General features: G+C 67.7%; 19 protein-coding genes. 12 read left to right on the forward strand and 7 right to left on the reverse strand.

Going from position 1 to position 23,244, the window contains the following annotated elements; translation table 11 throughout:
* Positions 1-40: 40 nt before the first annotated feature.
* Positions 41-1,507 (reverse strand): leucyl aminopeptidase, encoded by a 1,467-nt coding sequence (locus C5E05_RS02260; protein ID WP_104341193.1) that lies wholly within the window; start codon positions 1,505-1,507, stop codon positions 41-43.
* Positions 1,508-1,609: 102 nt separating this feature from the next.
* Here C5E05_RS02260 and C5E05_RS02265 point away from each other — a divergent pair, with 102 nt between their 5' ends.
* The 3 genes from C5E05_RS02265 to C5E05_RS02275 all read left to right on the forward strand — a co-directional run bounded on the left by C5E05_RS02265 (position 1,610) and on the right by C5E05_RS02275 (position 5,480).
* Positions 1,610-2,524, forward strand: a complete 915-nt coding sequence (locus tag C5E05_RS02265; RefSeq protein WP_104298722.1) for a proteasome assembly chaperone family protein — start codon at positions 1,610-1,612, stop codon at positions 2,522-2,524.
* Positions 2,525-2,625: 101 nt separating this feature from the next.
* Complete coding sequence (locus tag C5E05_RS02270; RefSeq protein ID WP_104241356.1) at positions 2,626-3,942, forward strand: nitrate/nitrite transporter; 1,317 nt, start codon at positions 2,626-2,628, stop codon at positions 3,940-3,942.
* A 131-nt stretch (positions 3,943-4,073) separates the two neighbouring features.
* On the forward strand, positions 4,074-5,480 hold the full coding sequence (locus C5E05_RS02275) for an RNA polymerase sigma factor (RefSeq protein WP_104241355.1): 1,407 nt from the start codon (positions 4,074-4,076) through the stop codon (positions 5,478-5,480).
* 87 nt (positions 5,481-5,567) lie between these two features.
* On the opposite strand, the gene C5E05_RS02280 is transcribed toward C5E05_RS02275, so the two are convergent.
* Entirely contained in the window at positions 5,568-5,807 is a 240-nt protein-coding gene (locus C5E05_RS02280) for a hypothetical protein (protein WP_104241354.1), read from the reverse strand.
* Positions 5,808-6,035: 228 nt separating this feature from the next.
* On the opposite strand from C5E05_RS02280, the gene C5E05_RS02285 reads away from it, so the two are divergent.
* Positions 6,036-7,319: a Mur ligase family protein gene (locus tag C5E05_RS02285; protein ID WP_228496586.1), complete on the forward strand. Its 1,284-nt coding sequence runs from the start codon at positions 6,036-6,038 to the stop codon at positions 7,317-7,319.
* The gene (locus C5E05_RS02290; protein WP_104241353.1) at positions 7,316-8,074 is read left to right on the forward strand and encodes a type 1 glutamine amidotransferase; all 759 of its coding nucleotides are present in this window, start codon (positions 7,316-7,318) and stop codon (positions 8,072-8,074) included. The genes C5E05_RS02285 and C5E05_RS02290 overlap by 4 nt, the downstream gene beginning before the upstream one ends.
* Before the next feature lie 69 nt (positions 8,075-8,143).
* Here the strand turns inward: C5E05_RS02290 and C5E05_RS02295 are convergent, their stop codons facing one another.
* Together C5E05_RS02295 and C5E05_RS20315 are read right to left on the reverse strand one after the other, a co-directional pair.
* Entirely contained in the window at positions 8,144-9,196 is a 1,053-nt protein-coding gene (locus C5E05_RS02295) for an alanine racemase (protein ID WP_104340997.1), read from the reverse strand.
* A complete protein-coding gene (locus tag C5E05_RS20315; RefSeq protein WP_219819482.1) occupies positions 9,193-9,873 on the reverse strand; it encodes an alanine racemase C-terminal domain-containing protein in 681 nt (226 codons plus the stop codon). Before C5E05_RS20315 ends, C5E05_RS02295 begins: the two co-directional genes overlap by 4 nt.
* A 218-nt stretch (positions 9,874-10,091) precedes the next feature.
* Between C5E05_RS20315 and C5E05_RS02305 the strand changes: the two genes are divergently transcribed.
* Positions 10,092-12,191 (forward strand): type IIA DNA topoisomerase subunit B, encoded by a 2,100-nt coding sequence (locus C5E05_RS02305; protein ID WP_104340998.1) that lies wholly within the window; start codon positions 10,092-10,094, stop codon positions 12,189-12,191.
* An 85-nt stretch (positions 12,192-12,276) separates the two neighbouring features.
* Here the strand turns inward: C5E05_RS02305 and C5E05_RS02310 are convergent, their stop codons facing one another.
* Positions 12,277-14,823, reverse strand: coding sequence for a DNA topoisomerase (ATP-hydrolyzing) subunit A (locus C5E05_RS02310; RefSeq protein ID WP_258064740.1), 2,547 nt, complete (start codon positions 14,821-14,823; stop codon positions 12,277-12,279).
* Between the two features lie 51 nt (positions 14,824-14,874).
* Here C5E05_RS02310 and C5E05_RS02315 point away from each other — a divergent pair, with 51 nt between their 5' ends.
* Entirely contained in the window at positions 14,875-16,023 is a 1,149-nt protein-coding gene (locus C5E05_RS02315) for an alkaline phosphatase family protein (protein ID WP_104340999.1), read from the forward strand.
* Between the two features lie 9 nt (positions 16,024-16,032).
* Here C5E05_RS02315 and sepH read toward each other — a convergent pair whose 3' ends face one another.
* The gene (gene sepH, locus C5E05_RS02320) at positions 16,033-17,133 is read right to left on the reverse strand and encodes a septation protein SepH (RefSeq protein ID WP_104341000.1); all 1,101 of its coding nucleotides are present in this window, start codon (positions 17,131-17,133) and stop codon (positions 16,033-16,035) included.
* Between the two features lie 214 nt (positions 17,134-17,347).
* On the opposite strand from sepH, the gene C5E05_RS02325 reads away from it, so the two are divergent.
* Positions 17,348-17,644 (forward strand): DUF4193 domain-containing protein, encoded by a 297-nt coding sequence (locus C5E05_RS02325; RefSeq protein WP_104241348.1) that lies wholly within the window; start codon positions 17,348-17,350, stop codon positions 17,642-17,644.
* A 113-nt stretch (positions 17,645-17,757) separates the two neighbouring features.
* Here the strand turns inward: C5E05_RS02325 and C5E05_RS02330 are convergent, their stop codons facing one another.
* Positions 17,758-18,222, reverse strand: a complete 465-nt coding sequence (locus C5E05_RS02330) for a DUF3093 domain-containing protein (protein ID WP_104241347.1) — start codon at positions 18,220-18,222, stop codon at positions 17,758-17,760.
* A 75-nt stretch (positions 18,223-18,297) separates the two neighbouring features.
* Between C5E05_RS02330 and dut the strand changes: the two genes are divergently transcribed.
* The 4 genes from dut (at position 18,298) to acnA (ending at position 23,183) form a co-directional block, all read left to right on the forward strand.
* The gene (dut, locus tag C5E05_RS02335; RefSeq protein ID WP_201297641.1) at positions 18,298-18,759 is read left to right on the forward strand and encodes a dUTP diphosphatase; all 462 of its coding nucleotides are present in this window, start codon (positions 18,298-18,300) and stop codon (positions 18,757-18,759) included.
* Positions 18,746-19,501, forward strand: coding sequence for a DUF3710 domain-containing protein (locus C5E05_RS02340; RefSeq protein WP_104241346.1), 756 nt, complete (start codon positions 18,746-18,748; stop codon positions 19,499-19,501). Before dut ends, C5E05_RS02340 begins: the two co-directional genes overlap by 14 nt.
* Complete coding sequence (locus C5E05_RS02345; RefSeq protein ID WP_104241345.1) at positions 19,498-20,247, forward strand: DUF3159 domain-containing protein; 750 nt, start codon at positions 19,498-19,500, stop codon at positions 20,245-20,247. The genes C5E05_RS02340 and C5E05_RS02345 overlap by 4 nt, the downstream gene beginning before the upstream one ends.
* A gap of 119 nt (positions 20,248-20,366) precedes the next feature.
* Positions 20,367-23,183 carry an aconitate hydratase AcnA gene (acnA, locus tag C5E05_RS02350; protein WP_104241344.1) on the forward strand — a complete coding sequence of 939 codons (2,817 nt, stop codon included), beginning with the start codon at positions 20,367-20,369 and terminating at the stop codon, positions 23,181-23,183.
* Positions 23,184-23,244 lie beyond the last annotated feature (61 nt).

Consider the following 23,244-nt stretch of genomic DNA (forward strand, 5'->3'; position numbering starts at 1 on the left):
AGGGAAGCCTACACGCGTCGAACTGGCAGGAATAACCAGCTCAGGAACGGGACTCGAGCAGTGCGATGAGCGTTCGCACCATGACGCCGGTGGCGCCCTTGGGGACGTAGCCGTAGGCGGTCGAGGTGTTGTTCGAGGGGCCCGCGATGTCGAGGTGCACCCAGGGGATGGTGCCTTCGCCGTCGGCTCGCTCGCCGACGAAGCGCTCGAGGAACGCGGCCGCGACGAGCATGCCGGCCGAGCGGTTGCCGGAGCGCATGTTGGCGAGGTCAGCCACGGGGGACTTGAGCGTTTCTCCGACCTCCTCCGGGATGGGCATCGCCCAGGAGGGCTCGCCGATCGAGCGCGATGCCTCGATGACGCTGCTGATCCAGGCGTCGTCGTTGCCCATGACCGCGGTGGTGCGGTCGCCGAGGGCGACGATCTGGGCGCCGGTCAGCGTCGCGATGTCGATGATGAGGTCGGGGTGCTCTTCGCTGGCTGCGGCGATGCCGTCGGCCATGACGATGCGGCCCTCTGCGTCGGTGTTGGTGATCTCGACGGTCTTGCCGCCGTAGATCGTCACGACGTCGTCGGGGCGTGTGGCCGTGCTCGAAGGCATGTTCTCGGCGATGCAGAGCCAGCCCGTGATGGCGACCTTGATGTCGAGCTCGACCGCGGCCTGGAGAACGCCGACGATCGTCGCCGCTCCGGCCATGTCGAACTTCATGCCGACCATGGAGCCGGCCGGCTTGAGCGAGAGCCCGCCCGTGTCGAAGGTGATGCCCTTCCCGACGAGCGCGACGTGCAGCTGCGCGCCCTCCGGCCGGTAGTCGAGACGGACGAGACGTGGGCCGCGCGAGGAGCCCTGTCCGACGGCCGTCAGGCCGCCGAAGCCCCCATCGCGCAGCTGCTCGGCGTCCCAGACCCGGGACTCGATGCCCTTCGACTCTGCGACGCGCACCGCGATGTCGGCGAGGGCAGCGGGAGGGAGGTCGTTCGGTGGCGTGTTGACGGCATCCTGGACCAGAGCGACGGACGACGCGATGGCGCTCACCCTGGCGATCTCGGCGGATGCGCGAGCCTCGTCGGCAGTCACGATGCTGATCGTCGCCAGCGCGGTGTCATCTTCCTCGGACTTGTAAGGCGTGAAGCGGTAGCTGGCAAGGACGGCGCCGAGGAGGACTGCCTCGCGGATCGCGGGGTCGAGGGCGTCGACATCGATGGAGATGGCCGAGGTGGCGACTGCGCGAGCCAGGGCACCTCCTGCTCGCCTCGCCTGCTCCTCGTCGCTTGCGTCGCCGAGACCGAGGGCGATGGCCGCCCGGACACCGCCCTCGACCGGGATGGCGATCTTCTGCGTCTCGCCGCTCTTGCCGAGGAAGCCCGTGGCCTCGAGATACCGCTCGAGATCCGGCAGCCCGGCGGGAGCCGAGACGGTGAGCGATTCCTCCAGTCGGATCACGGGGAGCACCAGCAGCTGTGCATCGGGAGCGGATTCGGCGAGTTCCAGGGTGGCAAGCGTCATGCAGGCCAGCATATTGCGAGCGCGTGGAGCCACGCCTGCCGTCTCGTGCGCCAAGCGCGAACGCCCGTACCAACGTCAGCCTTCCGACCTAGCATTGGAGCTATGAGCGAGACTGAGCGCATCTTCCGAGTGGCTGCCGCATGGCATGACGTCCCTGCAGGCCTGCCCCTCATCGTCGCGCTGCGTGGCGGTCACGACGCCGGAGCCGTGGCGGCGCAGGTCTCCGACGAGATCATCGGTCTCGACGAGGACGCCCGGATCGTCGCGGAGTTCGATGTCGACGAGCTCTACGACTACCGCGCGCGGCGCCCGATCGTGTCCGTCTCGAATGGTCGAGTGAAGTCCGTGTCGTCACCTCGTCTCGACCTCAGGCTCGTCGCCGACGAGCTCGGCCAGGAGTTCCTGTTCCTCTCTGGCTTCGAACCGGACTACCGGTGGCGGCTGTTCAGCGAGGCACTCGTGGATGCTGTCGACGCGCTCGAGGTCTCCTCGACGACCTGGGTGCACGCCGTGCCCATGCCGGTTCCCCACACGCGTCCCATTCGCATCGCCGCGACCGGCAATCGCGAGGAGCTCGTGGATTCCCTCTCGGTGTGGAACCCGACGACCGAGGCGCCGGCTCACGTCATGCAGTACTTCCAGGTTCGGGCTGAGGAGCTCGGCCATCCCGTTCTGAGCCTCGCGATGCTGATTCCGCACTACGTCGCCGACTCCTCGGTGCCGGCGGGCGCGGTCGCGGCGCTGTCCGCCCTGGGAAGCGCGACCGGTCGCATGATCGCCACCGAGGCGTTGCGTGAGCGGGATCGCACGTTCCGCGCTGGCGTCGATGCCGAGCTCGAGTCCAATCCGGATGGGCAGAAGCTCATCCACGCCCTCGAGACGCAGCACGACGCCTACCTGCAGAATCTCGCGGTGACCAACGACTTCGAGGACGCGGCCGGCGAGCTGCCCTCTGCAGACCAGCTCGCCGCGGAGATCGAGCGCTATCTGGCGCTTGGCCGCGACGACGACGCCTGAGGTCCTGCCCGGGTTCGTCCCGGTGACCGTTTCGGTGTGACGGCCTTCTCGTCCGCGCCGTGTGGCGTGTCCCGGTGGCGGGACGCGAGACAATAGTTCAGATGAACCGCCGCCTTGCTCCCGCGATGTTCGCCATCACGGCGATCGCCTACATGGTCGCCGTCACGCAGCGATCGTCACTCGGGGTCGCCGGCGTGCTCGCCAGCGAGCGTTTCGAGGTCGGGGCCGCTGCGCTGTCGACGCTGGCCGTCGCGCAGCTGGCGGTCTATGCCGCCCTGCAGATTCCGGTCGGCATGCTGCTCGACCGATTCGGGCCGTCGAGGCTCATCCTCGTCGGGGCGCTGCTCATGTCCGGAGGGCAGCTGATCGTGGCGCTTGCGCCGGAACTCGGTGTCGCGGTCATGGGCCGGATGCTCGTCGGTGCCGGGGACGCGACGACCTTCGTCTCAGGGCTCCGGATCATCGCCGCGTGGTTCCCGCCGCGGCGGGTGCCGGTCTTCGTGCAGTGGTACGGCAACCTCGGCCAGCTGGGACAGGTGCTCTCTGCTGTCCCGTTCGGCTTCCTGCTGCGGTCCACGTCCTGGACGCCGGCGTTCCTCTCCGTCGCAAGCCTCGCACTGATCACCTCGGTCGCGGTCGCGGTGTTCCTGCGGGACAGCCCGGAGCTGCGCAGAGCCGGCGAGGCGATCAGCGTCCGTGGCGTCATGGGGAAAGTCGCCCAGGCCGCGCGCCGCCCGGGGACGAGGCTCGGATTCTGGGCGCACTTCACGACGCAGTTCCCTGGAACGGTCTTCGGCCTGCTGTGGGGGTTCCCGCTCATGACGCAGGGCATGGGGCTGGAGCCGGCCCTTGCCTCGTCGCTGCTCCCCGTGATCGTGCTCGCGGGAATGGTCCTCGGCCCATTCCTCGGGGTGCTCACGGGGCGATACCCGCTCCGGCGTTCCAACCTCGTGCTGATCTGCGCCCTGCTCATCCTGGGCGTCTGGGTGGCGATGCTCCTGTGGCCCGGCCTGCCGCCGCTCTGGCTCCTGATCGTGCTCCTGGTCGTGATGGGCATCGGCGGCTCGGGCTCGGCGATCGGCTTCGACTACGCTCGCACCTTCAACCCCGCTTCGAGCCTCGGATCGGCGTCCGGCATCGTGAACGTCGGGGGTTTCGTCGCGAGCTTCACGACCATGTTCCTGATCGGCATCTCGCTGGACGGGCTCGGCATCGGCGTGGCGGGAGCAGTGGACTGGCAGCAGTACAAGCTCGCGTTCTGGGTGATCCCCGGCATCATGCTCATCGGGCTGAGCGGCCTGCTGCTCAGCAGACGACGCACGAGGGGCCGCATGGCGCGCGATGAGGGAATAATCATCGACCCGCTCTGGGTTGCAATAGGCAGGAGATGGTTCGGGTCGGGCAGGCGTGGGATGTGAATGTCACGCGTGAATCCAAGGTTTCTCCCGAAACCGTGCCATAATCAACGGATGGACCCTGCGGGTCTGCCTCTGCGCAGACTTGACAAGGGCCTTCCTTATGCCCGCACCGTGACGAGAGGGGTCTGAACATGGCGACACGCACGGGAGCTACCACGGCTACTGCAGAAGCAACCGAGGACATCAAGAAGGCGCCAGCGCGCAAGCGCGCAGCGCCGGTCAAGAAGGCGAGCGCCGAATCGAGTGCCGCTGTCGAGACCGAGAGCGCAGCTGACGAAGCAGCGGGCACCAAGAAGCCTGCCGCGAAGCGCGCACCTGCGAAGCGCAAGGCAGCGACTGCCTCGGAGGGCGCGCCAGCCAAGGCTGCGCCCCGCAAGCGGGCGGCGACGAAGAAGAAGGCTGAAGGCGACGAGCCGGAAGACGGCGTCGAAGAAGGCGAGATCGAAGAGGTCGATGTCGACGCGGATGCGTCCGATGCCGTCGACTCCGACGACGACTCGGTCAAGCCGGCCGACCCGAAGGACGCGAAGGCCGACTCCGAGAAGGCGCGCGTCAAGGGTGCCATCGTGCTCACGCCGAGTGACGACGAGGAAGAGACCCCGGTCTACTCCGCTGCGATCACCGGCGCGACGGCCGACCCCGTCAAGGACTACCTGAAGCAGATCGGAAAGGTCGCACTGCTGAACGCGGCCGAAGAGGTCGACCTCGCCATGCGCATCGAGGCGGGCCTGTTCGCCGCCGAGAAGCTCAAGGAGCAGGAGGGCGAGCTCGACAAGCAGCTCGTTCGCGAGCTCAAGTGGGTCTCTCGTGACGGCGATCGCGCGAAGAGCCACCTCCTCGGCGCCAACCTCCGACTGGTCGTGAGCCTCGCCAAGCGGTACACGGGTCGCGGCATGCAGTTCCTGGATCTGATCCAGGAGGGAAACATGGGCCTCATCCGTGCAGTCGAGAAGTTCGACTACACGAAGGGCTTCAAGTTCTCGACGTACGCCACCTGGTGGATCCGTCAGGCGATCACGCGCGCAATGGCCGACCAGGCGCGCACGATCCGCATCCCGGTGCACATGGTCGAGGTCATCAACAAGCTGGCTCGCGTGCAGCGCCAGATGCTGCAGGACCTCGGTCGCGAGCCCACGCCTGAGGAGCTCGCCAAGGAGCTCGACATGACGCCCGAGAAGGTCGTCGAGGTGCAGAAGTACGGTCGCGAGCCGATCTCGCTCCACACCCCGCTTGGTGAAGACGGCGACAGCGAGTTCGGTGACCTCATCGAGGACACCGAGGCTGTCGTTCCAGCCGACGCAGTGAGCTTCACGATGCTGCAGCGTCAGCTCGAGTCGCTGCTCGACTCGCTTGCAGAGCGCGAAGCTGGCGTCATCCGCATGCGCTTCGGCCTCGGAGACGGCATGCCGAAGACGCTTGACCAGATCGGCGACACGTTCGGCGTGACCCGCGAGCGTATCCGCCAGATCGAGTCGAAGACGATGGCGAAGCTGCGTCACCCGTCACGCTCGCAGTCGCTGCGCGACTACCTCGAGTAGGCACGAATCCAGTACGACGAAGGCCCGGATGCTTGCATCCGGGCCTTCGTCGTACGCGGTCGAACCGCGGTGGTGTCTCGGTGGCGGCTACTCCGCCGGCTGACCAGCCGCAGCCTTCTCGCCGTGCAGGCGCGAGGTCTCGTCGTGCCAGGCGACCGCCTGCTTGCGAAGCTTCTCTTCGTGGCGCGTCGCGTGGTGCGCGCAGAAGAGGAGTTCGCCGGCGCTCAGCTGGACGCGGACGTAGGCCTGAGCTCCACACGCGTCGCAACGGTCTGTTGCGGCAATTGGCGCCGAGTCGGTGCGCAGGGCCGTTGTGCTTTCCGTCATGATGCCTCCAAAGCTTCAGTGATCTGCCGATCAGGACAATTAGAGCACGGGCACCGGATTCCCGTGTGCTTTCGGCGGTCAGGTTCGCCCTGCGCGTAGCAGTGTTTCACCCGCGTGACGACCCGGGGTCCGTCGTGGGCGCGTGAGATACTGGCCGCGGTCGGCGAGCCGGGGGATTCTCGCCGCAGACGCTGACGCGCACGTGGTTGCGCAGGATGAGGAGTGTGCATGGGTGGCAAGCTGCGGCGGATGATCGCCGTCGGTCTCGGACGGAGCGCGCGCGGAGCGATGCGTCTCCGCGGAGGCGGCTCAGCAGTCCCCGGCAGAGTGGCGCTCGCCATCTCCCCGGACTTCCTCGAGACGGCCGTGGCGAAGCTCCCGCTCGGCGTCATCTTCGTCTCCGGGTCGAACGGCAAGTCGACGACGACGCACTTCCTGACCCGCATGCTTCGGCGGCACGGGCTCAGGGTGTTCACGAACTCCTCCGGCGGCAACCTCCCGCAGGGCATCGCGTCGTCGATGCTCCCGGATGTCGACGTCAACGGCAACCTGCGAGCGGACATCGCTGTCCTCGAGGTCGACGAGGCCTACGGGCCCCGCCTCCTCCCGCACCTGCATCCACGCGGGGTGCTGCTCCTCAACGTGCAGGTCGATCAGCTGAACCGCTTCTACGACCCGTCTCGGGTCACTGAGTTCCTCAGGACCATCGCGGCCGCATGCGGCGACTTCAGCGTCCTGAACGCCGATGACGCATCGCTTCGCGGACTTCCCGTCTCGCTGGATGCGCCGGTGACCTGGTTCGGGGTCGCACCTGAGCTCATCGAGCAGTCCCCGAATGGTCTCTCGAACTTCGATGACATCTCAGCCGCGAGCGTCGAGGTCGCCGCAGGCGAGCGCGCCGTGCAGGTCGTGGCACTGCAGGGGCGCGATGCGACGCTGCGGATCGGCGACGAGGAGCTGGAGATCCGTCTCCCCGCGCGTGGCCTGCACTACGCGCTCGATGCTGCTGGTGCAGCGGCGACTGCTCAGCGCATCCTCGGCGATTCCTTCGTTCCCGCGCTTGTCGCGGAGGCGCTCGGCGAGTCGCAGACCGTGTACGGGCGTGGTGAGGTGATGAGCGTCCGCGGGGAGGACATCGAGATCATCATGATGAAGAACCCGCCGAGCCTGCAGATGAACCTCGATGCGCTCGAGGAGGCTCCGGAGCAGGTGTTCGTCTCCGTCGACGAGGGAACCCCCGACCCGTCCTGGATCTTCGGTGCCGATCTCAGCCGCCTCGAGCACGTCGACGTTGTCTCCGGCACGAAGGCCTGGCAGATCGCGACGAGGCTCGGCTACGGCGACATTCCGGTCGGTCTCGTGGAGCCCAGCCTCGGGGAGGCGCTCGAGAAGTTCCTGGCACTGCCCAAGCCCAGCCGCGGCATGAAGACCATGATCGTCAACTACGAGCAGATGATGTCGATTCGCCGACGACTCGGGCAATCGGGTATCGAGGGGAAGGTCAACTCATGAAGCTGCGAATCGCTCACCTCTACCCGGTGGAGCTCGGAATCAACGGAGATGTCGGCAACGTCACGGTGCTCGCGAAGCGTGCGCGCGTGCGCGGCTTCGATGTCGAAGTGGTGAACGTCGGACGTGGGGCGGCCTCGCTGCCCGGCGACATCGACCTGCTGCACGTCGGCTCCGGCCCTCTTGCTGCCGTGCAGACGGTGCAGGCTGACGCGCTGCAGCACGCTGAGCAGCTCCGCGACCTCGTCGCGGCTGGCCTGCCGCTGCTCGCGATCGGCGGAGGGTGGGAGCTGCTCGGATCGAGCATCACCCACGATGACGGCGAGCTCACCGGTCTCGGCGTCTTCGCCTCCAGGGCTGTCCGGGAGCCGGCGCAGAGCGTCGCGGAGACGGTCGTGCGCACCCCGGGTGGACTCCTCGCGGGGTTCGCGAACCACAATGCCGTCACCTCCCTCGACGCGGGGTCGGAGCCGCTCGGCGAGGTTGTCCGTGGCTTCGGCAACGGCGGCTCAGCTGCGGAGAACAGCGGAGCCGAGGGCGTGCAGCGCCTGGGCGCGATCGGCACGCACCTGCACGGCCCCATCCTGGCCTTGAACCCCACGCTGGCAGACCAGCTCCTGCAGCAGGCCGTGCATCGTCACGATGCTGACCGCACGCTCGGCGACGGCGGAGCGGAACTGGAACGACTCGACGGCTGGTCGCAGAACGCACGCCACGCGTTGATGCGGAGAATCGGCGTGTCCGCTCCAGCGGTTTGACCTAGCTGTCTGACCGTCTGACTGTCTGACCGAGGCGCTGGCGTGCCTCAGCGCACGCCAGCGCGTCGCTCAGCGGCGGCTGAAGCTCCGCGAGACGCGGGAGGTGAGTCCCGTCACGATCTCGTCGCCGACGGTTTCGCCCCACACCGCCCACTGCTCCGCGGTCGCCTCTCCCTGCGAGCCGTCGCCGAAGACGATGCAGGGTGCGCCCGCCGAGATGCCATCAGCATCGCTCGGGAGCGCGACGACCGTCTCGTCGACGCCCACCTCGACGACCGGTGCGACGTGTCCATCGACAACCACGTAGGCGCCTGAGTCGGGGTCGGACTGGATACCGTCGCCGAAGCCCACGGCGATGCTCGCGAGGCCGTGGCGTGCATCCAGGACCGGGGCTCGCAGCTGCATGGCCGGCCTCAGCCCGAGGTCCGCCGCACTTCGATCGCCGAACGGCGAGATGCCGTAGGCGGCGATGCCGACCCTCACGAGGTCGAAGTGCGCCTCGGGCAGATCGATGACGGCCGCGCTCGCTCCGAGATGGAGGAGCTCGAACTCCGCGCCGAGGCTTCTGGCCTCGTCGACGGCGGCCTCGAACAGGGCCGTCGATGCGAGGTCGGCACTGTGCGAGGTGTCAGAGAGATGGCTCCACGCGGCGACGACCTCGAGCTTGCCGAGCGACTGCAGCCTGAGGGCCTCCGTGACGAACTCGGCCCAGCGCGGCTGGTCGGCGCCCCCGCGGTGCAGGCCGGTGTCGATCTTGAGGTGCACTCGTGGTGTGCGCGCCGCGTCGCTCGCCGCAATCGCCTCCAGCTGCCAGAACGTCTGCACGCCGAGGTCGACTCGCGCTTCTGCCGCGGCCGCGAAGTCGGTGTCCTGGCCATGCATCCAGGCGAAGAGGGGTACCTCCACGCCTGCAGCGCGGAGATCGATCCCCGCGGTCGACTCCAGAACGCCGAAGGAGGAGACCCCAGCCTCCAGCCCCGTGCGCACGACCTCGTGCAGGCCGTGCCCATAGGCGTTCGACTTGACGGCAAGCATGAACTGCGAGCCGGAGGCAAGCTCCTTCAGGGCGCTGATGTTGTGGCTGATGGCCTCGAGATCGACGTGCGCCGTTGCGCGGCTCATGTGTAGCTCCGTTCGAATCGGGGACTCATCCGGCTCGCGATGGCCGCAGCTCGCAGGCCGGTCGCATGCTGCCAGTCGAGGATGCTCGGCTCGCCGACGGCCGGGTCGCCGAAGAGGGTCGCCAGCTCGCCCGGCTGCGCTTCTGCGCCGAGCAGGTCGACGGAGAACTGGTCCATCGAGATGGCGCCGACGATGGTGCGCGTCTTCCCGCCGATGAGCACGGATGCGGTGTTCGAGGCACGGCGGACAACCCCGTGGGCGTAGCCGACGCCGACGAGTGCGAGCTGCGTCGCTTCCGTCGTGACGTAGCTGTACCCGTAGGACACGCCCTCGCCGGCTCCGACATCCTTCACGGCCAGGATCTCGGCGCTCACGCGCATCGCGGGCCGGTAGGCGCGATCCGTGAGCCCGAACAGGGAGCCGCCCGTGATCCTGTCGGAGTTCACGGAGTCCGCGTCGAGCAGCTTCGTGCTCAGATGCGACAGGGAGGCGCGCTCGAGCCCAGGGGAGACGATGAAGCCGTCGTATCCCTCGCTGTCGAGTGCTTCTGCGACGCGGAGAGCGCCATGGCCGTAGGCGTCTGCGCGCAGGTCGGCGTAGCTGGCCGTCTCCGAACCGAGGAGTCGGGTCGAGTTCTCGCGGATCGCGCGGAGGTCGATGTGGATGCGTCTGCGCACCGGCTCGGGAGTCTGCACGTTGTGCCCTCTCTGGTCGTCGCTGGCGTGGTCAGGCTAGCACCGGCGGTTCGGTGGCCCGCTGAGGCGCGCGTGTGGGCGCTGTGGTGTGGGAGCCGCGAGAAAGCCCGCATCCGGTCTACGCTCGAAGGTGGCCTGCCGCTGAACGCGGTTGGCCGAGATCACAGGCACGATGACGCAGAAGAAGGACGAGGACCTCGGTGGCGAATTCCGGAGACGCATACTCAGCCAGACACCTCTCGGTGCTCGACGGGCTCGATGCGGTCCGGAAGCGGCCGGGCATGTACATCGGCTCGACCGACTCGCGTGGCCTCATGCACTGCCTGTGGGAGATCATCGACAACTCGGTCGACGAGGCCCTTGCCGGTCACGGCTCACGCATCCGAGTCCAGCTGCACAGCGATGGATCCGTCAGCGTCGATGACGACGGGCGAGGCGTCCCCGTCGACATCGAGCCGAAGACCGGTCTCAGCGGCGTCGAGGTCGTCTTCACCAAGCTCCACGCGGGTGGCAAGTTCGGCGCAAGCAACTACGGGTCGGCGGGAGGCCTCCACGGTGTCGGTGCCTCGGTGGTGAACGCGCTCTCCGCGCGCCTCGACGTCGAGGTCGACCGGGGCGGGAAGACCTACGCGATGAGCTTCCGGCGCGGCGAGCCAGGCATCTTCGAGGATGGTGCCGGCGGGCCCAGCCCGACGTCGAACTTCGTCCCCTTCACGGATACGAGCGAGCTCCGCGTCGTGGGCAAAGCGAAGCGCGGCGTCTCCGGCACACGGGTTCGCTATTGGGCTGACCCGCAGGTGTTCATCCGCGAGGCGAGCTTCCAGACCAACGACCTCGCCGAGCGCGCGAGGCAGACGGCGTTCCTGGTACCAGGCCTCGAGATGGTCATCGAGGATGCCCGTGACGAGTCGGTCGCGCCCACGACGCAGCAGTTCCGCTTCGACGGCGGGATCACGGAGTTCGCCGACTTCCTGGCACCGGACGCTCCGACGACGGACACCTGGCGCATCGAGGGGAGCGGGGAATTCACGGAGACCATCCCGGTGCTCGACGACGAGGGCCTCCAGCTCGTGACGAAGGAAGTCGCGCGCACGATGCACGTCGATCTCGCGTTGCGCTGGGGCACCGGCTACGAGACGACCGTGAAGAGCTTCGTGAACATCATCTCGACGCCCAAGGGCGGCTCTCACCTCGCCGGGTTCGAGCAGGGGATGCTCCGTTTCTTCCGGGCAGAGGTCGAGAAGAATGCCCGACGCCTCAAGGTCGGCAACGACAAGCTCGACAAGGACGACGTCCTGGCGGGCCTCACCGCCGTCGTGACGGTCCGCATCCCGGAGCCCCAGTTCGAGGGGCAGACGAAGGAGGTCCTGGGAACGCCAGCGGCCAGGGCGATCGTCCAGAAGGCCGTGACGGCAGGCCTGACCGAGAAGTTCTCGTCGACCAAGCGCCAGGACAAGGCCGAGGCCAACCTCCTGCTCGACAAGGTCGTGCAGGAGATGAAGTCGCGCCTCTCCGCTCGCGCCCACAAGGAGACGCAGCGACGCAAGAACGCACTCGAGAGCTCCTCGCTGCCGACCAAGCTCGTCGACTGCCGATCGAACGATGTGGCGCAGAGCGAGCTCTTCATCGTCGAGGGTGACTCCGCGCTCGGCACCGCGAAGCCGGCGAGGAACTCGGAGTTCCAGGCGCTCCTCCCCATCCGCGGCAAGATCCTCAACGTGCAGAAGGCCTCGGTCTCCGACATGCTCTCCAACTCGGAGTGCGCGTCGATCATCCAGGTCGTCGGCGCAGGGTCGGGGCGCAGCTTCGACATCGGCCAGGCTCGCTACGGCAAGGTCATCCTGATGAGCGACGCCGACGTCGACGGCGCGCACATCAGGACGCTGCTGCTCACGCTCTTCTTCCGCTACATGAGGCCCATGCTCGACGCGGGTCGTGTCTTCGCGGCCGTGCCGCCCCTGCACAGGGTGGTCATCATGCATGCGGGCAGGAAGCCCAACGAGACCGTCTACACCTACTCCGAGAAGGAACTGCACACGCTGCTCTCGAAGCTCGAGAAGCAGGGGAAGCGGTACCAGGATCCGATCCAGCGCTACAAGGGCCTCGGCGAGATGGATGAGGACCAGCTCTGGAACACGACCATGGACCCGAGCGCGCGCCTGCTCAGGCGCGTCACGAACGCGGACGCGCACAACGCCGAGCGCGTGTTCGATCTGCTCATGGGCAGCGAGGTCGCGCCTCGCAAGGAGTTCATCATCGAAGGATCCGAGCACGTGGCTCGGGCGGACATCGACGTCTAGCTGCACAACTCGGTGGCCAGGACGCCGGACGCCAGAGGCCGGCTCCCGATCGGGGGCCGGCCTCTGGCATGCTGCGCGCAGCAGCTCAGTCTGTCGCCGGTGTCTCAGGGCTGCTCTCGGCTGACGACGCGTCGGCGGCGGCGTCGGCGTCGGCGAGTGGTGTCGGGTCTCCGATGCCGCGTCCGATGAGGTCGACGACCTGGTCGAGTGGCGTGCCAGACGCGTCGCGCTTCGCGCCGCCCGTCGGGAGGGCGCGGATCGCACCATCACGCGCGTTGCCGAACGGGGCGCCCGGGCCGACCCAGGCGGCGCTGAGGCGTCGCTCCCCGCGCAGGAGCCGCTGGGCCCGGACGCCGCCGGTCGCGCGCCCCTTCGCCGGGAACTCGCTGAGGCTGGACACCTTCGCCGTGCCCGAGTCGGTGCCCTCGAGGGCGTCCTCGTTTCGCGCGACGCTCGCGACCTCGCAGATCTCGACGTTGGCCGCCGCGACGACGGAGAACGCGAGGACCACGGCGCCGTCGGAGACTTTCATGCCGGCCATGCCGGCCGCGGAACGGCCCTGCGGACGAACGAGCTTCCCCGAGAAGCGCAGCAGCTGCGCGTCATCCGTCACGAAGACCAGCTCATCCTCGTCTGAGGCGAGGGCGGCCCCGACGACCTCGTCCCCGGCCTTGAGCGTCATGATCTCGAGCTCTCGGTTCTTGCCGAAGTCGATGCCCGTCACCCGCTTGACGACGCCCAGCTTCGTCCCGAGCGCGATCGGCGTCTCCTGGTCGATGGGCACGAGCGCGACGACCTGCTCCTTGGGGCTCGTGAGCCCGATGAAGTCGTGTGCCTTGACTCCGGCCGAGAGCAGCACCGACCCCTGGGGGCTGGAGGGGAGGGCCACGACGGGCACGCGGATCAGCCGCCCGAGGTTCGTGACGGCGCCGAGCTCGCCCTGGACCGTCGTGGTGACGTGGGAGCGCACAGCGTCGTGCTTGCTGCGCCTCGACGGCTGCTGGAGGCGCGCATCCGCGTCAGCCGTGTCGACCCTGAGGAGTCGCCCCGTGGTGGAGAGCAGCACCTGGGTGGGCGAGTCCGCGAGCTGCAGCTGCGTGGTCTCGATCGCCTTGCCACGCTTCGGCGGGGTGCCCTGGCCCTCGGTGAGCAGCGTGCGTCGCGGCGTCGCGAAGCGGTCGCTGGTCTCCTGGAGCTCGGAGCCGACCTGCGCGCGCAGCAGTTTCTCGTCGCCGAGCAGACGCTCGAGCTCGGCGATCTCCTGCTTGAGCTGGTCGCGCTCCGACTCGAGCTCGATGCGCGAGAACTTCGTGAGGCGGCGTAGGCGCAGCTCCAGGATGTAGTCCGACTGCAGCTCCGAGAGATCGAAGACGATGCGCAGCCGCTCGCCGGCCGCCGAGGCGTCGTCGCTCGACCGGATGATCTGGATGACCTCGTCGATGTCGAGGATCGCGACGAGGAGGCCCTCGACGAGGTGCAGGCGCTCGAGCCTCCGCGCGAGCCGGAAGGCGCTTCGCCTGCGCACCACCTGGATGCGGTGGTCGAGGTACACGCGGAGCAGCTCGATGAGCCCGAGCGTCTGCGGACCCCCGTTGACCAGCGCCACGTTGTTGATGTGGAACATGTCCTCGAGGGGCGTGTGCCGGTACAGCTGCTCGAGCACGGCGTCTGGGTCGAATCCGGTCTTGATCTCGATGACGAGGCGCAGGCCGTGCTTGCGGTCGGTGAGGTCGGCGACGTCGCTGATGCCGGCGAGCTTCTTCGCCTGGACGCCGTCCTTGATCTTCTCGATGACCTTCTCGGGTCCGACCATGTAGGGGAGTTCGGTCACGACGATGCCCGACTTGCGGGCCGTCACCCGTTCCACGCTTGCCGTGGCACGCGTCCGGAATGATCCGCGACCTCCCGCGTACGCATCCCTGATGCCGTCGAGGCCGGTGATCCGCGCGCCGGACGGCAGGTCCGGGCCCGGGATGAACTGCATGATCTCCTCGAGCGTCGCACCGGGGTTCTCGAGCAGGTGCAGCGCCCCCGCGATCACCTCTCCGAGGTTGTGCGGCGCCATGTTCGTGGCCATGCCCACCGCGATGCCACTCGCTCCGTTGACGAGGAGATGCGGCCAGGCAGCAGGAAGCACTTCGGGCTGCGTGGTCGAGTTGTCGTAGTTCGGCACGAAGTCGACGACGTCCTCGTCGAGCTCCGCGGTGAGCGCCAGAGCGGCGGCATCGAGGCGAGCCTCCGTGTAGCGCGGGGCTGCCGGGCCGTCATCGAGCGATCCGAAGTTGCCGTGCCCATCGATCGTCGGCACGCGCTGCACGAAGCCCTGGGCCATGCGCACGAGCGCATCGTAGATGGCGGTGTCGCCGTGGGGGTGGAGGCGTCCCATGACCTCGCCCACGACGCGCGCCGACTTGACGTGCCCCCGGTCGGGTCGGAGCCCCATCTCGGCCATCTGGTAGAGGATGCGCCGCTGGACCGGCTTCAGGCCGTCGCGCGCGTCCGGGAGCGCTCTCGCGTAGATGACCGAGTACGCGTACTCGAGGAAAGAGGACTGCATCTCTGTCGAGACGTCGATGTCCTCGATGCGCTGCTCGCTCATCGAAGCGGAGTCGTCGTTGCGTGTTGTACTCATGTCACCTGTCGGGAGGGTCGTGCTCGGCGCCCCTGTGGGAGACTGGGACGGATGTCGTCCATGCTATTCAGCGCGGCGAGCGGTCGCCCGACGCTCTCCGACGTGTTGCCGAATTCGCTCGCTTCTCTGCGGGGTGAGACCGGGTCCCTCGGGCTGCCGGAGACCCGCTCGGTCGTGGTCATGCTCGTCGACGGGCTCGGAGCCTCGATGCTCCGCGCCCGCACGGGGCACGCCAGGCGCCTCACGGCGGACTGGCGCAAGAAGGACACCGCCTTCTCGTTCCCGTCGACCACCGTCGCGGGGATCACCTCGCTCACGACGGCGACTCGAGCTGGTGAGCACGGGCTGCTCGGCTACTCCCTCTTCGACCGGGCTGCTGGGGTCATCCGCAACCAGCTCTCGGGCTGGGGGGACGGGATGGACCCCGCAACCTGGCAGCTGCGCCGCACGATCTTCGAGGAGCTGCGTGACGGGGGCTCCGATGTGCAGAGCATCGTCGTGGGGATGCCGCAGTACCGCGACTCCGGCCTCACGCACGCCTCCCTCCGTGGTGCCCTCTACCTTGAGGGCGGCACGATGCAGGAGCGGGTCGAGGTCACGCTGCGGGCACTCGACGACCACCCTCGCGCGCTCATCTACCTGTACAACGCGGAGCTCGACCAGGCGGGGCACGCCCATGGCTGGGAGTCGGACGCCTGGCTGGCACGCCTGGAGGAGCTCGACGCGGCCTTCGACGGACTCGCCAGGGGAGTGGATGCCGGCACCGGCATCCTCGTCACTGCCGACCACGGCATGATCGACATCCCCAGGCATCGCCAGATTGATGTCGACGACGACGACCCGCTCTTCGACGGCGTGCTCGCCATGGCGGGCGAGCCACGGCTTCGCCACCTCTACCTCGAGCCGGGAGCACCGGCGGAGGCCGCGGGAGACCTGCGCGACAGGTGGATCGCATCCCAGGGTGCGCGCGCCACGATCGTCACGCGGCAGGAGGCGGTCTCCGACGGGTGGTACGGACCGAATGTCGACCCCGTCGCTGCAGAGCGCATCGGCGATGTCGTCGTCGCGGCGACGAAGGGAGTCACGTTCTACGCCGCTTCGATGCAGTCAGGTGCAAGGCTCGTCGTCGGCCAGCATGGATCGATCACCCCGGAAGAGACGATCGTCCCGCTCATCCGCGCGGGGGCCTTCACGCGCTGAGACGCGCCGCTACTCGTCGCTGCGGGTCCCGAAGACGATCTCGTCCCAGCTCGGCATCGCGGCGCGCCCAGTGCGCTTCGACGAGTGCTTCGACGGTGCGGGTTCGTGCGCCTCGTGCTTGGGGTCATCGAGTCCGTCGAGCGGGACGTCGACTGCCCGCACACCACCTGAGCCGAGATCGCTCGGCTCGATGGTCTCCGTCTCGAAGCTGTCCTCGTCCCGAACTCGGGGAGTGAAGAGCTTGACGGGCGTCTGCTCGGACGCTGTCGAGTGAGCATCGTCGCTCTCGCGCCCTGAGTCCTGATCATCGCCGTCCTCGGCGTCGTCCTCGAAGGACTGCGGGACGCGCTCCCCGCGACGTCGCCGGAGGGCCTCGAGGAGATCCGCCGTCTCGTGGTGCTGCTGCTCGGTCGCTCGCTCGAGCCGTGACGCCGCGGCACCGATCCACGAGACCGGCTCCTTGCTCACCGGCTCCACGGAGGGTGCCGGTGAGGCTTCACGCTGCGGGGACTCCATGACGGCGCGGAGCCGGGGGCTGCCGAGCGACGCGGGCTCGCCCTGCTGCGAGAGCATCGTCGCCGTCGGGTTCAGAGGGGTGAGCGCCTGCGTCTTCGGCTCGAAGCCCCACAGCGCTTCTCGCGAGATCTCGTCCACGGCGAACGACAGGCCGATTCTCCAGCCCTCTTCGTCGTCCTTCCAGGCATCCCAAATCACCGCGGCCGCCGAGGACGCCTCGAGGCGGTCGTCGATGACCTCGCCGAAGCTCGTGCCGTCCTGGCCGAGGGGGTCGGTGTCGGTCTTCAGCCGGACGGTGACCGCGCGCGCCTGGCGCACGAGGTAGTCGCGCTCGGCGCGAACCGGTCCCTCGAAGCGGACCACGTCCTCACGGGCTGCCCCAGTGAGCTCGATGACCTCGTCGATCGTCTTCCCGGCGCGGATGAGCTGCTGGATGGCCCGCGGAGGCACCTTCGGCGCGTCGACGCGAGTGGAGATGCGCGGGCGCAGCGCGTCGCGGAGCGCTTCGTCGATCACGACGCGGAAGCGCTGGCCGTCATCTCCGGACACGACGAGGGCACCTTCATCCAGGTCGATGAATCTGAGCTCATGCATGCTCGTACTCCTTGGCGTTGCCGATTCCTGCGCCACAGCATCACACGTGACGAGGGCGGAATCGGGGAGCCCCGGGGCGCGCCGTCCAACTCAGGCGAGTATTCGATCTCGCTCCGCGCGAACACTGCTCACTTCGGTTTGAGTTTCACCCCTGAGTCGTGCACAATTGCCGCGCCTGGGGGAGTTCCCCCCCATTGAAGAGATTTGGATAGGTATGGCGACCGACTACGACGCACCTCGCAAGACCGACGATGACGCAGAGTCCATCGAGGCGCTGAAGGAGCGAGTGCCGGATCGTCTCTCCGGCAGCGTTGACGCCGAAGATGCGGACAACCCCGGCAGCTTCGACCTCTCTGCAGCAGACCTCGCAGACGTTGAACTCGAGACCGTGGTGATCCCGCCGCAGGCCGACGAGTTCACCTGCGTCGAGTGCTTCCTCGTCAAGCACCGCTCGCAGCTCGAGAAGAGCTCGGCCCTCGGGCCGATCTGCCACGACTGCGCAACCGCCTGATCGAAGGCAGAGCACACGACCGAAGCCGCATCCTCAGGGATGCGGCTTCGGTCGTCTGTCGGTGAGACAGGGGAACGCGGCTCAGGGTCGAGCGACGGGCGCGTCCCGCTGCATCAGCTCGTCTGACGCCTGTTCACGGCCCGAGCCTCGGTGATGGCAGCCGCGAGCTCGGTGGGCCGACGCGTCGAGATGAGCCAGTAGGGGACCGGGTCCGCGTCGTCGGTGATCTCGATCGTGAGCGAGGTCGGGATCCAGCCGCGGATGCACAGCCAGGCACGCAGGTCCAGCTGGGGGCCCGCGGCGAGACGAGCACGCTCACGGGTCGTGTGGGGGAGGCACTGCCCGGTGAAGCTCAGTGGCACGTGGGCGCCCGCGACCCGGACCTGGGTCGCCGTGACCTCGATGATGGGCGAGTAGGCGAGGACGAGCGTGAGGAACGCGGCGTAGAGCGTCACTGCGATGGCCGCGCCGATCCAGAAGTTGATCGGCGTGAACACGAGGATGACGGCGGGCACCATGAGGAAGCCGACGGCGTACACCCACGCGGCTGGCCACAAGCGCTCGTGGAAGACAGGCATGGAGATATTGCATCACGCTTTGTCGTGCGCCGCTGTCAGATCACGATCCGGTCACGCCTCGGCTAGGCTCGTACGGTGAGCATTGCCATAGATGTGCCCGTCTCGGGCGTCCTCCCCACGTTCGCCCAGCCAGGCGACGCCGGGGCCGACCTGATCGCGACCGAATCCGTCACTCTCGCCCCCGGCCAGCGCGCCGTCGTGGGCACGGGGGTTCGACTCGAGCTTCCGGCGGGAACCGTCGGCTTCGTGATGCCGCGCTCGGGGCTGGCGGCGAAGCACGGCATAACGCTCGTCAACGCGCCTGGCACCATCGACTCCGGCTATCGGGGTGAGGTGAAGGTGATCATGCTCAACACCGATTCGTCCGAGAGCTACGCCATCGCGGCAGGCGACCGGATCGCGCAGCTCGTGGTCATGCAGCTCGCGCCAGTGCGTTTCATCCAGACCGAGCAGCTCTCCGCCTCGCAGCGTGGAGAGGGCGGCTTCGGCTCCACCGGCTATTCGTCTGACCAGGAGGCACCCAATGGGACTGTTTGATTTCCTCAAGAAGGAAGAAGAGAAGCCTGAGAAGGCCGACAAGCTCACCGTCGACGATGACGGCATCGACGAGGAAGAACTCGACGACGCGGTTGAGCTCGAAGACGACGAGGACATGGACGCGAAGTCCGCGCCTGACGATCGCGAGACCCGCGGGCCCTTCGATATCTCCGAGGCGAGCCCCGCGAAGCGCTACGTGGACCTGGGGGCGCTGCGCATCCCGGCGCGCGAAGGACTCGGGCTCCGGCTCGAGGTCGAGGAGAAGACGAAGCGACTCGTCGCCGTCGCCCTCGACTACAAGGAGTCGACCATGCAGATCCAGGCGTTCGCAGCGCCACGGTCCACCGGCCTCTGGCACTCGATCATGGCCCAGCTCGCCGAGCAGGTCCGCAAGCAGGGCGGAACGGCGGAAGAGGTGGAGGGCATCCTCGGCCCCGTCCTCGACACGAAGATCCCGGTCGTCATCAAGGGTGCTGCGTCGAACCAGACCAGGTCCGCGCGCTTCTTCGGTGTCGATGGTCCTCGCTGGTTCCTCCGAGGCGTCCTGACGGGCAAGGCGTTGCGCGACGAGGCCACCCGCGTCGAGCTCGTCGAGCTGTTCAGGAGTGTCGTCGTCGTCCGCGGTGATGCCCCGCTGCCGCCACGTGAGCTCCTGACGCTCGTCGTCCCGAAGGCCATGGCCGACCCGACGTCGAAGACGGCAACCGAGGACGCCGCATCCGGGGAGGCAGAGCAGGCATGACGCTGCCCGAGGACGAACGGCCCGAGCAGGCAGAGCCCTCCGCCGACGCGCCCAACAGGCGCAAGCTGGAAGACGCCGCGAAGTCGTCGTCGCTCGGCAGGCTCACGGAGGGCGGCATCTCCGGCGCGTCGCTCCTGGCTGCCATGGGCGGTGTTCGCGGCCTGGTCGAGACACTGCTTCCAGGCATCGTGTTCCTCGTGCTGTTCACCCTCGGCACCGAGTTGTGGATCGCCGTCCTCGCGCCGGCGGTCCTCGGTCTCCTCTTCATCGTGGTCCGCGCAGTGCAGAAGGAGCCCGTCGTTCCCGCGATCTCGGGCCTCGTCGCGCTCCTGATCTCCGGCATCCTCGCGATGACGACGGGCAGGGGCGAGAACTTCTACCTCGTCGGGTTCTACACCAACGCCGCCTACGGTGCGGCTCTGCTCGTCTCGGTCCTCGTCCGCTGGCCCGTCATCGGTCTGGTCACGGGGCTCATCACCGGGCAGGGGTCGAGCTGGCGCCAGGACCGCGCGATGCTGCGGTGGATGTCCGTCATCACGCTCGTGTGGGTCGGCTTCTTCGCGCTTCGACTCGTCGTGCAGCTGCCGCTCTACTTCGCCGGCAACGTCGAGGCGCTCGGCCTCGCCCGGCTGCTCATGGGCACCCCCATGTATGCCGTCGTCCTGGTCGTGACGGTGCTCTTCGTCCGGGCGCTCCTGAGTGCGTCCCGGTCGGGAGAGCAGAGTGAACCAGGTAAAGTATCTTGATGTCAAGATAAAAGCGTCTCGATCAACTCAGGATCACCTTCGAGGCAAGCCACGGCGAGACGCGAGATGATTGCTGGGCGCGGGCCGCGCACCCAGAGTTGCAAAGAAGGAGCCGAGACGTGACCGCAGTCAACAGCTTCGGAGCCAAAGACACGCTCAGTGTCGACGGCACCGAGTACGAGATCTTCCGCATCGACAAGGTTGAGGGGTTCGAGAAACTCCCCTTCAGCCTCAAGGTTCTCCTCGAGAACCTCCTCCGCACCGAAGACGGCGCGAATGTGACCGCAGAGCAGATCCAGAAGCTCGGTTCGTGGGTGCCTTCGGCAGACCCGGACACCGAGATCCAGTTCTCTCCAGCGCGTGTCGTCCTCCAGGACTTCACCGGTGTTCCCTGCATCGTCGACCTCGCCACCATGCGCGAGGCCGTGACCCAGCTGGGCGGTGACCCCGAGAAGGTCAACCCGCTCGCTCCCGCTGAGCTCGTCATCGACCACTCGGTCATCGCCGACCTCTTCGGTCAGGCCGACGCGCTCGAGCGCAACGTCGAGATCGAGTACCAGCGCAACGGCGAGCGCTACCAGTTCCTCCGCTGGGGCCAGACCGCCTTCGAGGACTTCAAGGTCGTCCCCCCGGGAACGGGCATCGTCCACCAGGTCAACATCGAGTACCTGGCGCGCGTCACCTTCGTCCGCGAGGTGGGCGGCGTGCTGCAGGCCTACCCGGACACCCTCGTCGGCACCGACTCCCACACCACGATGGTCAACGGACTCGGCGTGCTCGGCTGGGGCGTCGGCGGCATCGAGGCAGAGGCGGCCATGCTCGGCCAGCCCGTGTCGATGCTCATCCCGAAGGTCGTCGGCTTCAAGCTCAAGGGCCAGATCCCCATGGGCGTCACCGCGACCGACGTCGTCCTCACGATCACCGACCTCCTGCGCAAGCACGGCGTCGTCGGCAAGTTCGTCGAGTTCTACGGCGAAGGTGTCGGCGCAGTGCCGCTCGCCAACCGCGCCACGATCGGCAACATGAGCCCCGAGTTCGGCTCGACGGCCGCCATGTTCCCGATCGACGACGAGACCCTCAGCTACCTGCGCCTCACGGGCCGCAGCGAGGAGCAGGTCAAGCTCGTCGAGGCGTACGCCAAGGAGCAGCACCTCTGGCACGACCCGAGCAAGGAGCTCTCCTACTCGGAGTACCTCGAGCTCGACCTCTCGACCGTCGTCCCGTCGATCGCCGGCCCCCGCCGCCCGCAGGACCGCATCGAGCTGTCCAAGGCCAAGGGCCAGTTCGGCGCCGACCTCAACGACTACACGGCGGAAGACTTCGGACTCGTCGACGTCGCCGGAGAGGACAGCTTCCCGGCGTCAGACCCCGCCAAGCTCACGCCGACCTCCGAGGACTCCGACGTCCGCGAGCAGCAGACGGCGCCGACCTTCTCGCACGACCGCAAGCCGGTCCAGGTGCAGGGTGCTGACGGCCAGAGCTACACGATCGACCACGGCTCGGTCGCCATCGCGGCCATCACGAGCTGCACCAACACCTCCAACCCGTCGGTCATGCTCGCGGCGGGTCTTCTCGCCAAGAAGGCGAGCGAGCGCGGCCTGAAGGCGAAGCCGTGGGTCAAGACCACGCTCGCCCCCGGCTCGAAGGTCGTCACGAACTACTACGAGAAGGCCGGACTCACCGACTCGCTCGAGGCGCTCGGCTTCTACACGGTCGGATACGGCTGCACGACGTGCATCGGCAACTCTGGTCCCCTCAACGAGGAGATCTCCGAGGCGATCAACGACAACGACCTCGCCGTCACCGCTGTCCTCTCCGGAAACCGCAACTTCGAGGGTCGCATCAACCCCGACGTGAAGATGAACTACCTGGCTTCGCCGCCGCTGGTCATCGCCTACGCGCTCGCCGGAACGATGGACTTCGACTTCGAGACGCAGGCGCTCGGCAAGGACTCCGACGGCAAGGACGTCTTCCTCAGCGAGATCTGGCCGACCGCAGACGAGGTGCAGTCCACGATCGACACGTCCATCGACACGGACATGTTCACGCGCGAGTACGGCGCGGTCTTCGACGGCGACGAGCGCTGGCGCTCGCTCCCCACGCCCACCGGCGCCACGTTCGAGTGGGATGACCAGTCGACGTACGTCCGGAAGCCCCCGTACTTCGATGGCATGGTCATGGAGCTCACGCCGGTCACCGACATCAAGAGCGCGCGCGTGCTCGCCAAGCTCGGCGACTCGGTCACGACCGACCACATCAGCCCTGCTGGATCGATCAAGGCAGACAGCCCCGCCGGAAAGTACCTGACGGAGCACGGCGTCGGCCGCAAGGACTTCAACTCCTACGGCTCGCGTCGCGGCAACCACGAGATCATGATCCGTGGAACGTTCGCGAATATCCGCCTCAAGAACCAGCTCCTCGACGGCGTCGAGGGCGGCTACACGCGTGACTTCACGCAGCCCGACGGCCCGCAGTCGTTCATCTACGACGCCGCGCAGAACTACGCGGAGTCCGGCACGCCGCTGGTCGTCCTCGGTGGCAAGGAGTACGGCTCCGGCTCTTCTCGCGACTGGGCTGCCAAGGGCACGAGCCTGCTCGGCGTCCGCGCCGTCATCGTCGAGAGCTTCGAGCGCATCCACCGCTCGAACCTCATCGGCATGGGTGTCGTCCCGCTGCAGTTCCCGGCAGGCGAGAGCTGGGCATCGCTCGGCCTCGATGGCACGGAGTCGATCTCGATCGAGGGCATCGAGAAGCTCAACGAGGGCTCCACGCCCAAGACAGTGCACGTCATCGCTGAGCCCACCTCTGACTCGCCCGAGGGCAAGCAGACGATCGAGTTCGATGCTGTCGTCCGCATCGACACCCCCGGTGAAGCCGACTACTACCGCAACGGCGGAATCCTGCAGTACGTGCTCCGCCAGCTCGCCACGGCGTAGCGGGCGCAGCGCAGAACCGAAGGGCGGAGCCGAGAGGCTCCGCCCTTCGGCGTCGTACACG

It is taken from the genome of Pseudoclavibacter sp. AY1H1, assembly GCF_002931055.1.
Lineage (GTDB): Bacteria > Actinomycetota > Actinomycetes > Actinomycetales > Microbacteriaceae > Pseudoclavibacter.

Coding starts and splice junctions, on each gene's coding strand:
- C5E05_RS02260 (WP_104341193.1), bottom strand. CDS start 1,507: ATGACGCTTGCCACCCTGGAACTCGCCGAATCCGCTCCCGATGCACAG.
- C5E05_RS02265 (WP_104298722.1), top strand. CDS start 1,610: ATGAGCGAGACTGAGCGCATCTTCCGAGTGGCTGCCGCATGGCATGAC.
- C5E05_RS02270 (WP_104241356.1), top strand. CDS start 2,626: ATGAACCGCCGCCTTGCTCCCGCGATGTTCGCCATCACGGCGATCGCC.
- C5E05_RS02275 (WP_104241355.1), top strand. CDS start 4,074: ATGGCGACACGCACGGGAGCTACCACGGCTACTGCAGAAGCAACCGAG.
- C5E05_RS02280 (WP_104241354.1), bottom strand. CDS start 5,807: ATGACGGAAAGCACAACGGCCCTGCGCACCGACTCGGCGCCAATTGCC.
- C5E05_RS02285 (WP_228496586.1), top strand. CDS start 6,036: ATGGGTGGCAAGCTGCGGCGGATGATCGCCGTCGGTCTCGGACGGAGC.
- C5E05_RS02290 (WP_104241353.1), top strand. CDS start 7,316: ATGAAGCTGCGAATCGCTCACCTCTACCCGGTGGAGCTCGGAATCAAC.
- C5E05_RS02295 (WP_104340997.1), bottom strand. CDS start 9,196: ATGAGCCGCGCAACGGCGCACGTCGATCTCGAGGCCATCAGCCACAAC.
- C5E05_RS02310 (WP_258064740.1), bottom strand. CDS start 14,823: ATGAGTACAACACGCAACGACGACTCCGCTTCGATGAGCGAGCAGCGC.
- C5E05_RS02315 (WP_104340999.1), top strand. CDS start 14,875: ATGTCGTCCATGCTATTCAGCGCGGCGAGCGGTCGCCCGACGCTCTCC.
- sepH (WP_104341000.1), bottom strand. CDS start 17,133: ATGCATGAGCTCAGATTCATCGACCTGGATGAAGGTGCCCTCGTCGTG.
- C5E05_RS02325 (WP_104241348.1), top strand. CDS start 17,348: ATGGCGACCGACTACGACGCACCTCGCAAGACCGACGATGACGCAGAG.
- C5E05_RS02330 (WP_104241347.1), bottom strand. CDS start 18,222: ATGCCTGTCTTCCACGAGCGCTTGTGGCCAGCCGCGTGGGTGTACGCC.
- C5E05_RS02340 (WP_104241346.1), top strand. CDS start 18,746: ATGGGACTGTTTGATTTCCTCAAGAAGGAAGAAGAGAAGCCTGAGAAG.
- C5E05_RS02345 (WP_104241345.1), top strand. CDS start 19,498: ATGACGCTGCCCGAGGACGAACGGCCCGAGCAGGCAGAGCCCTCCGCC.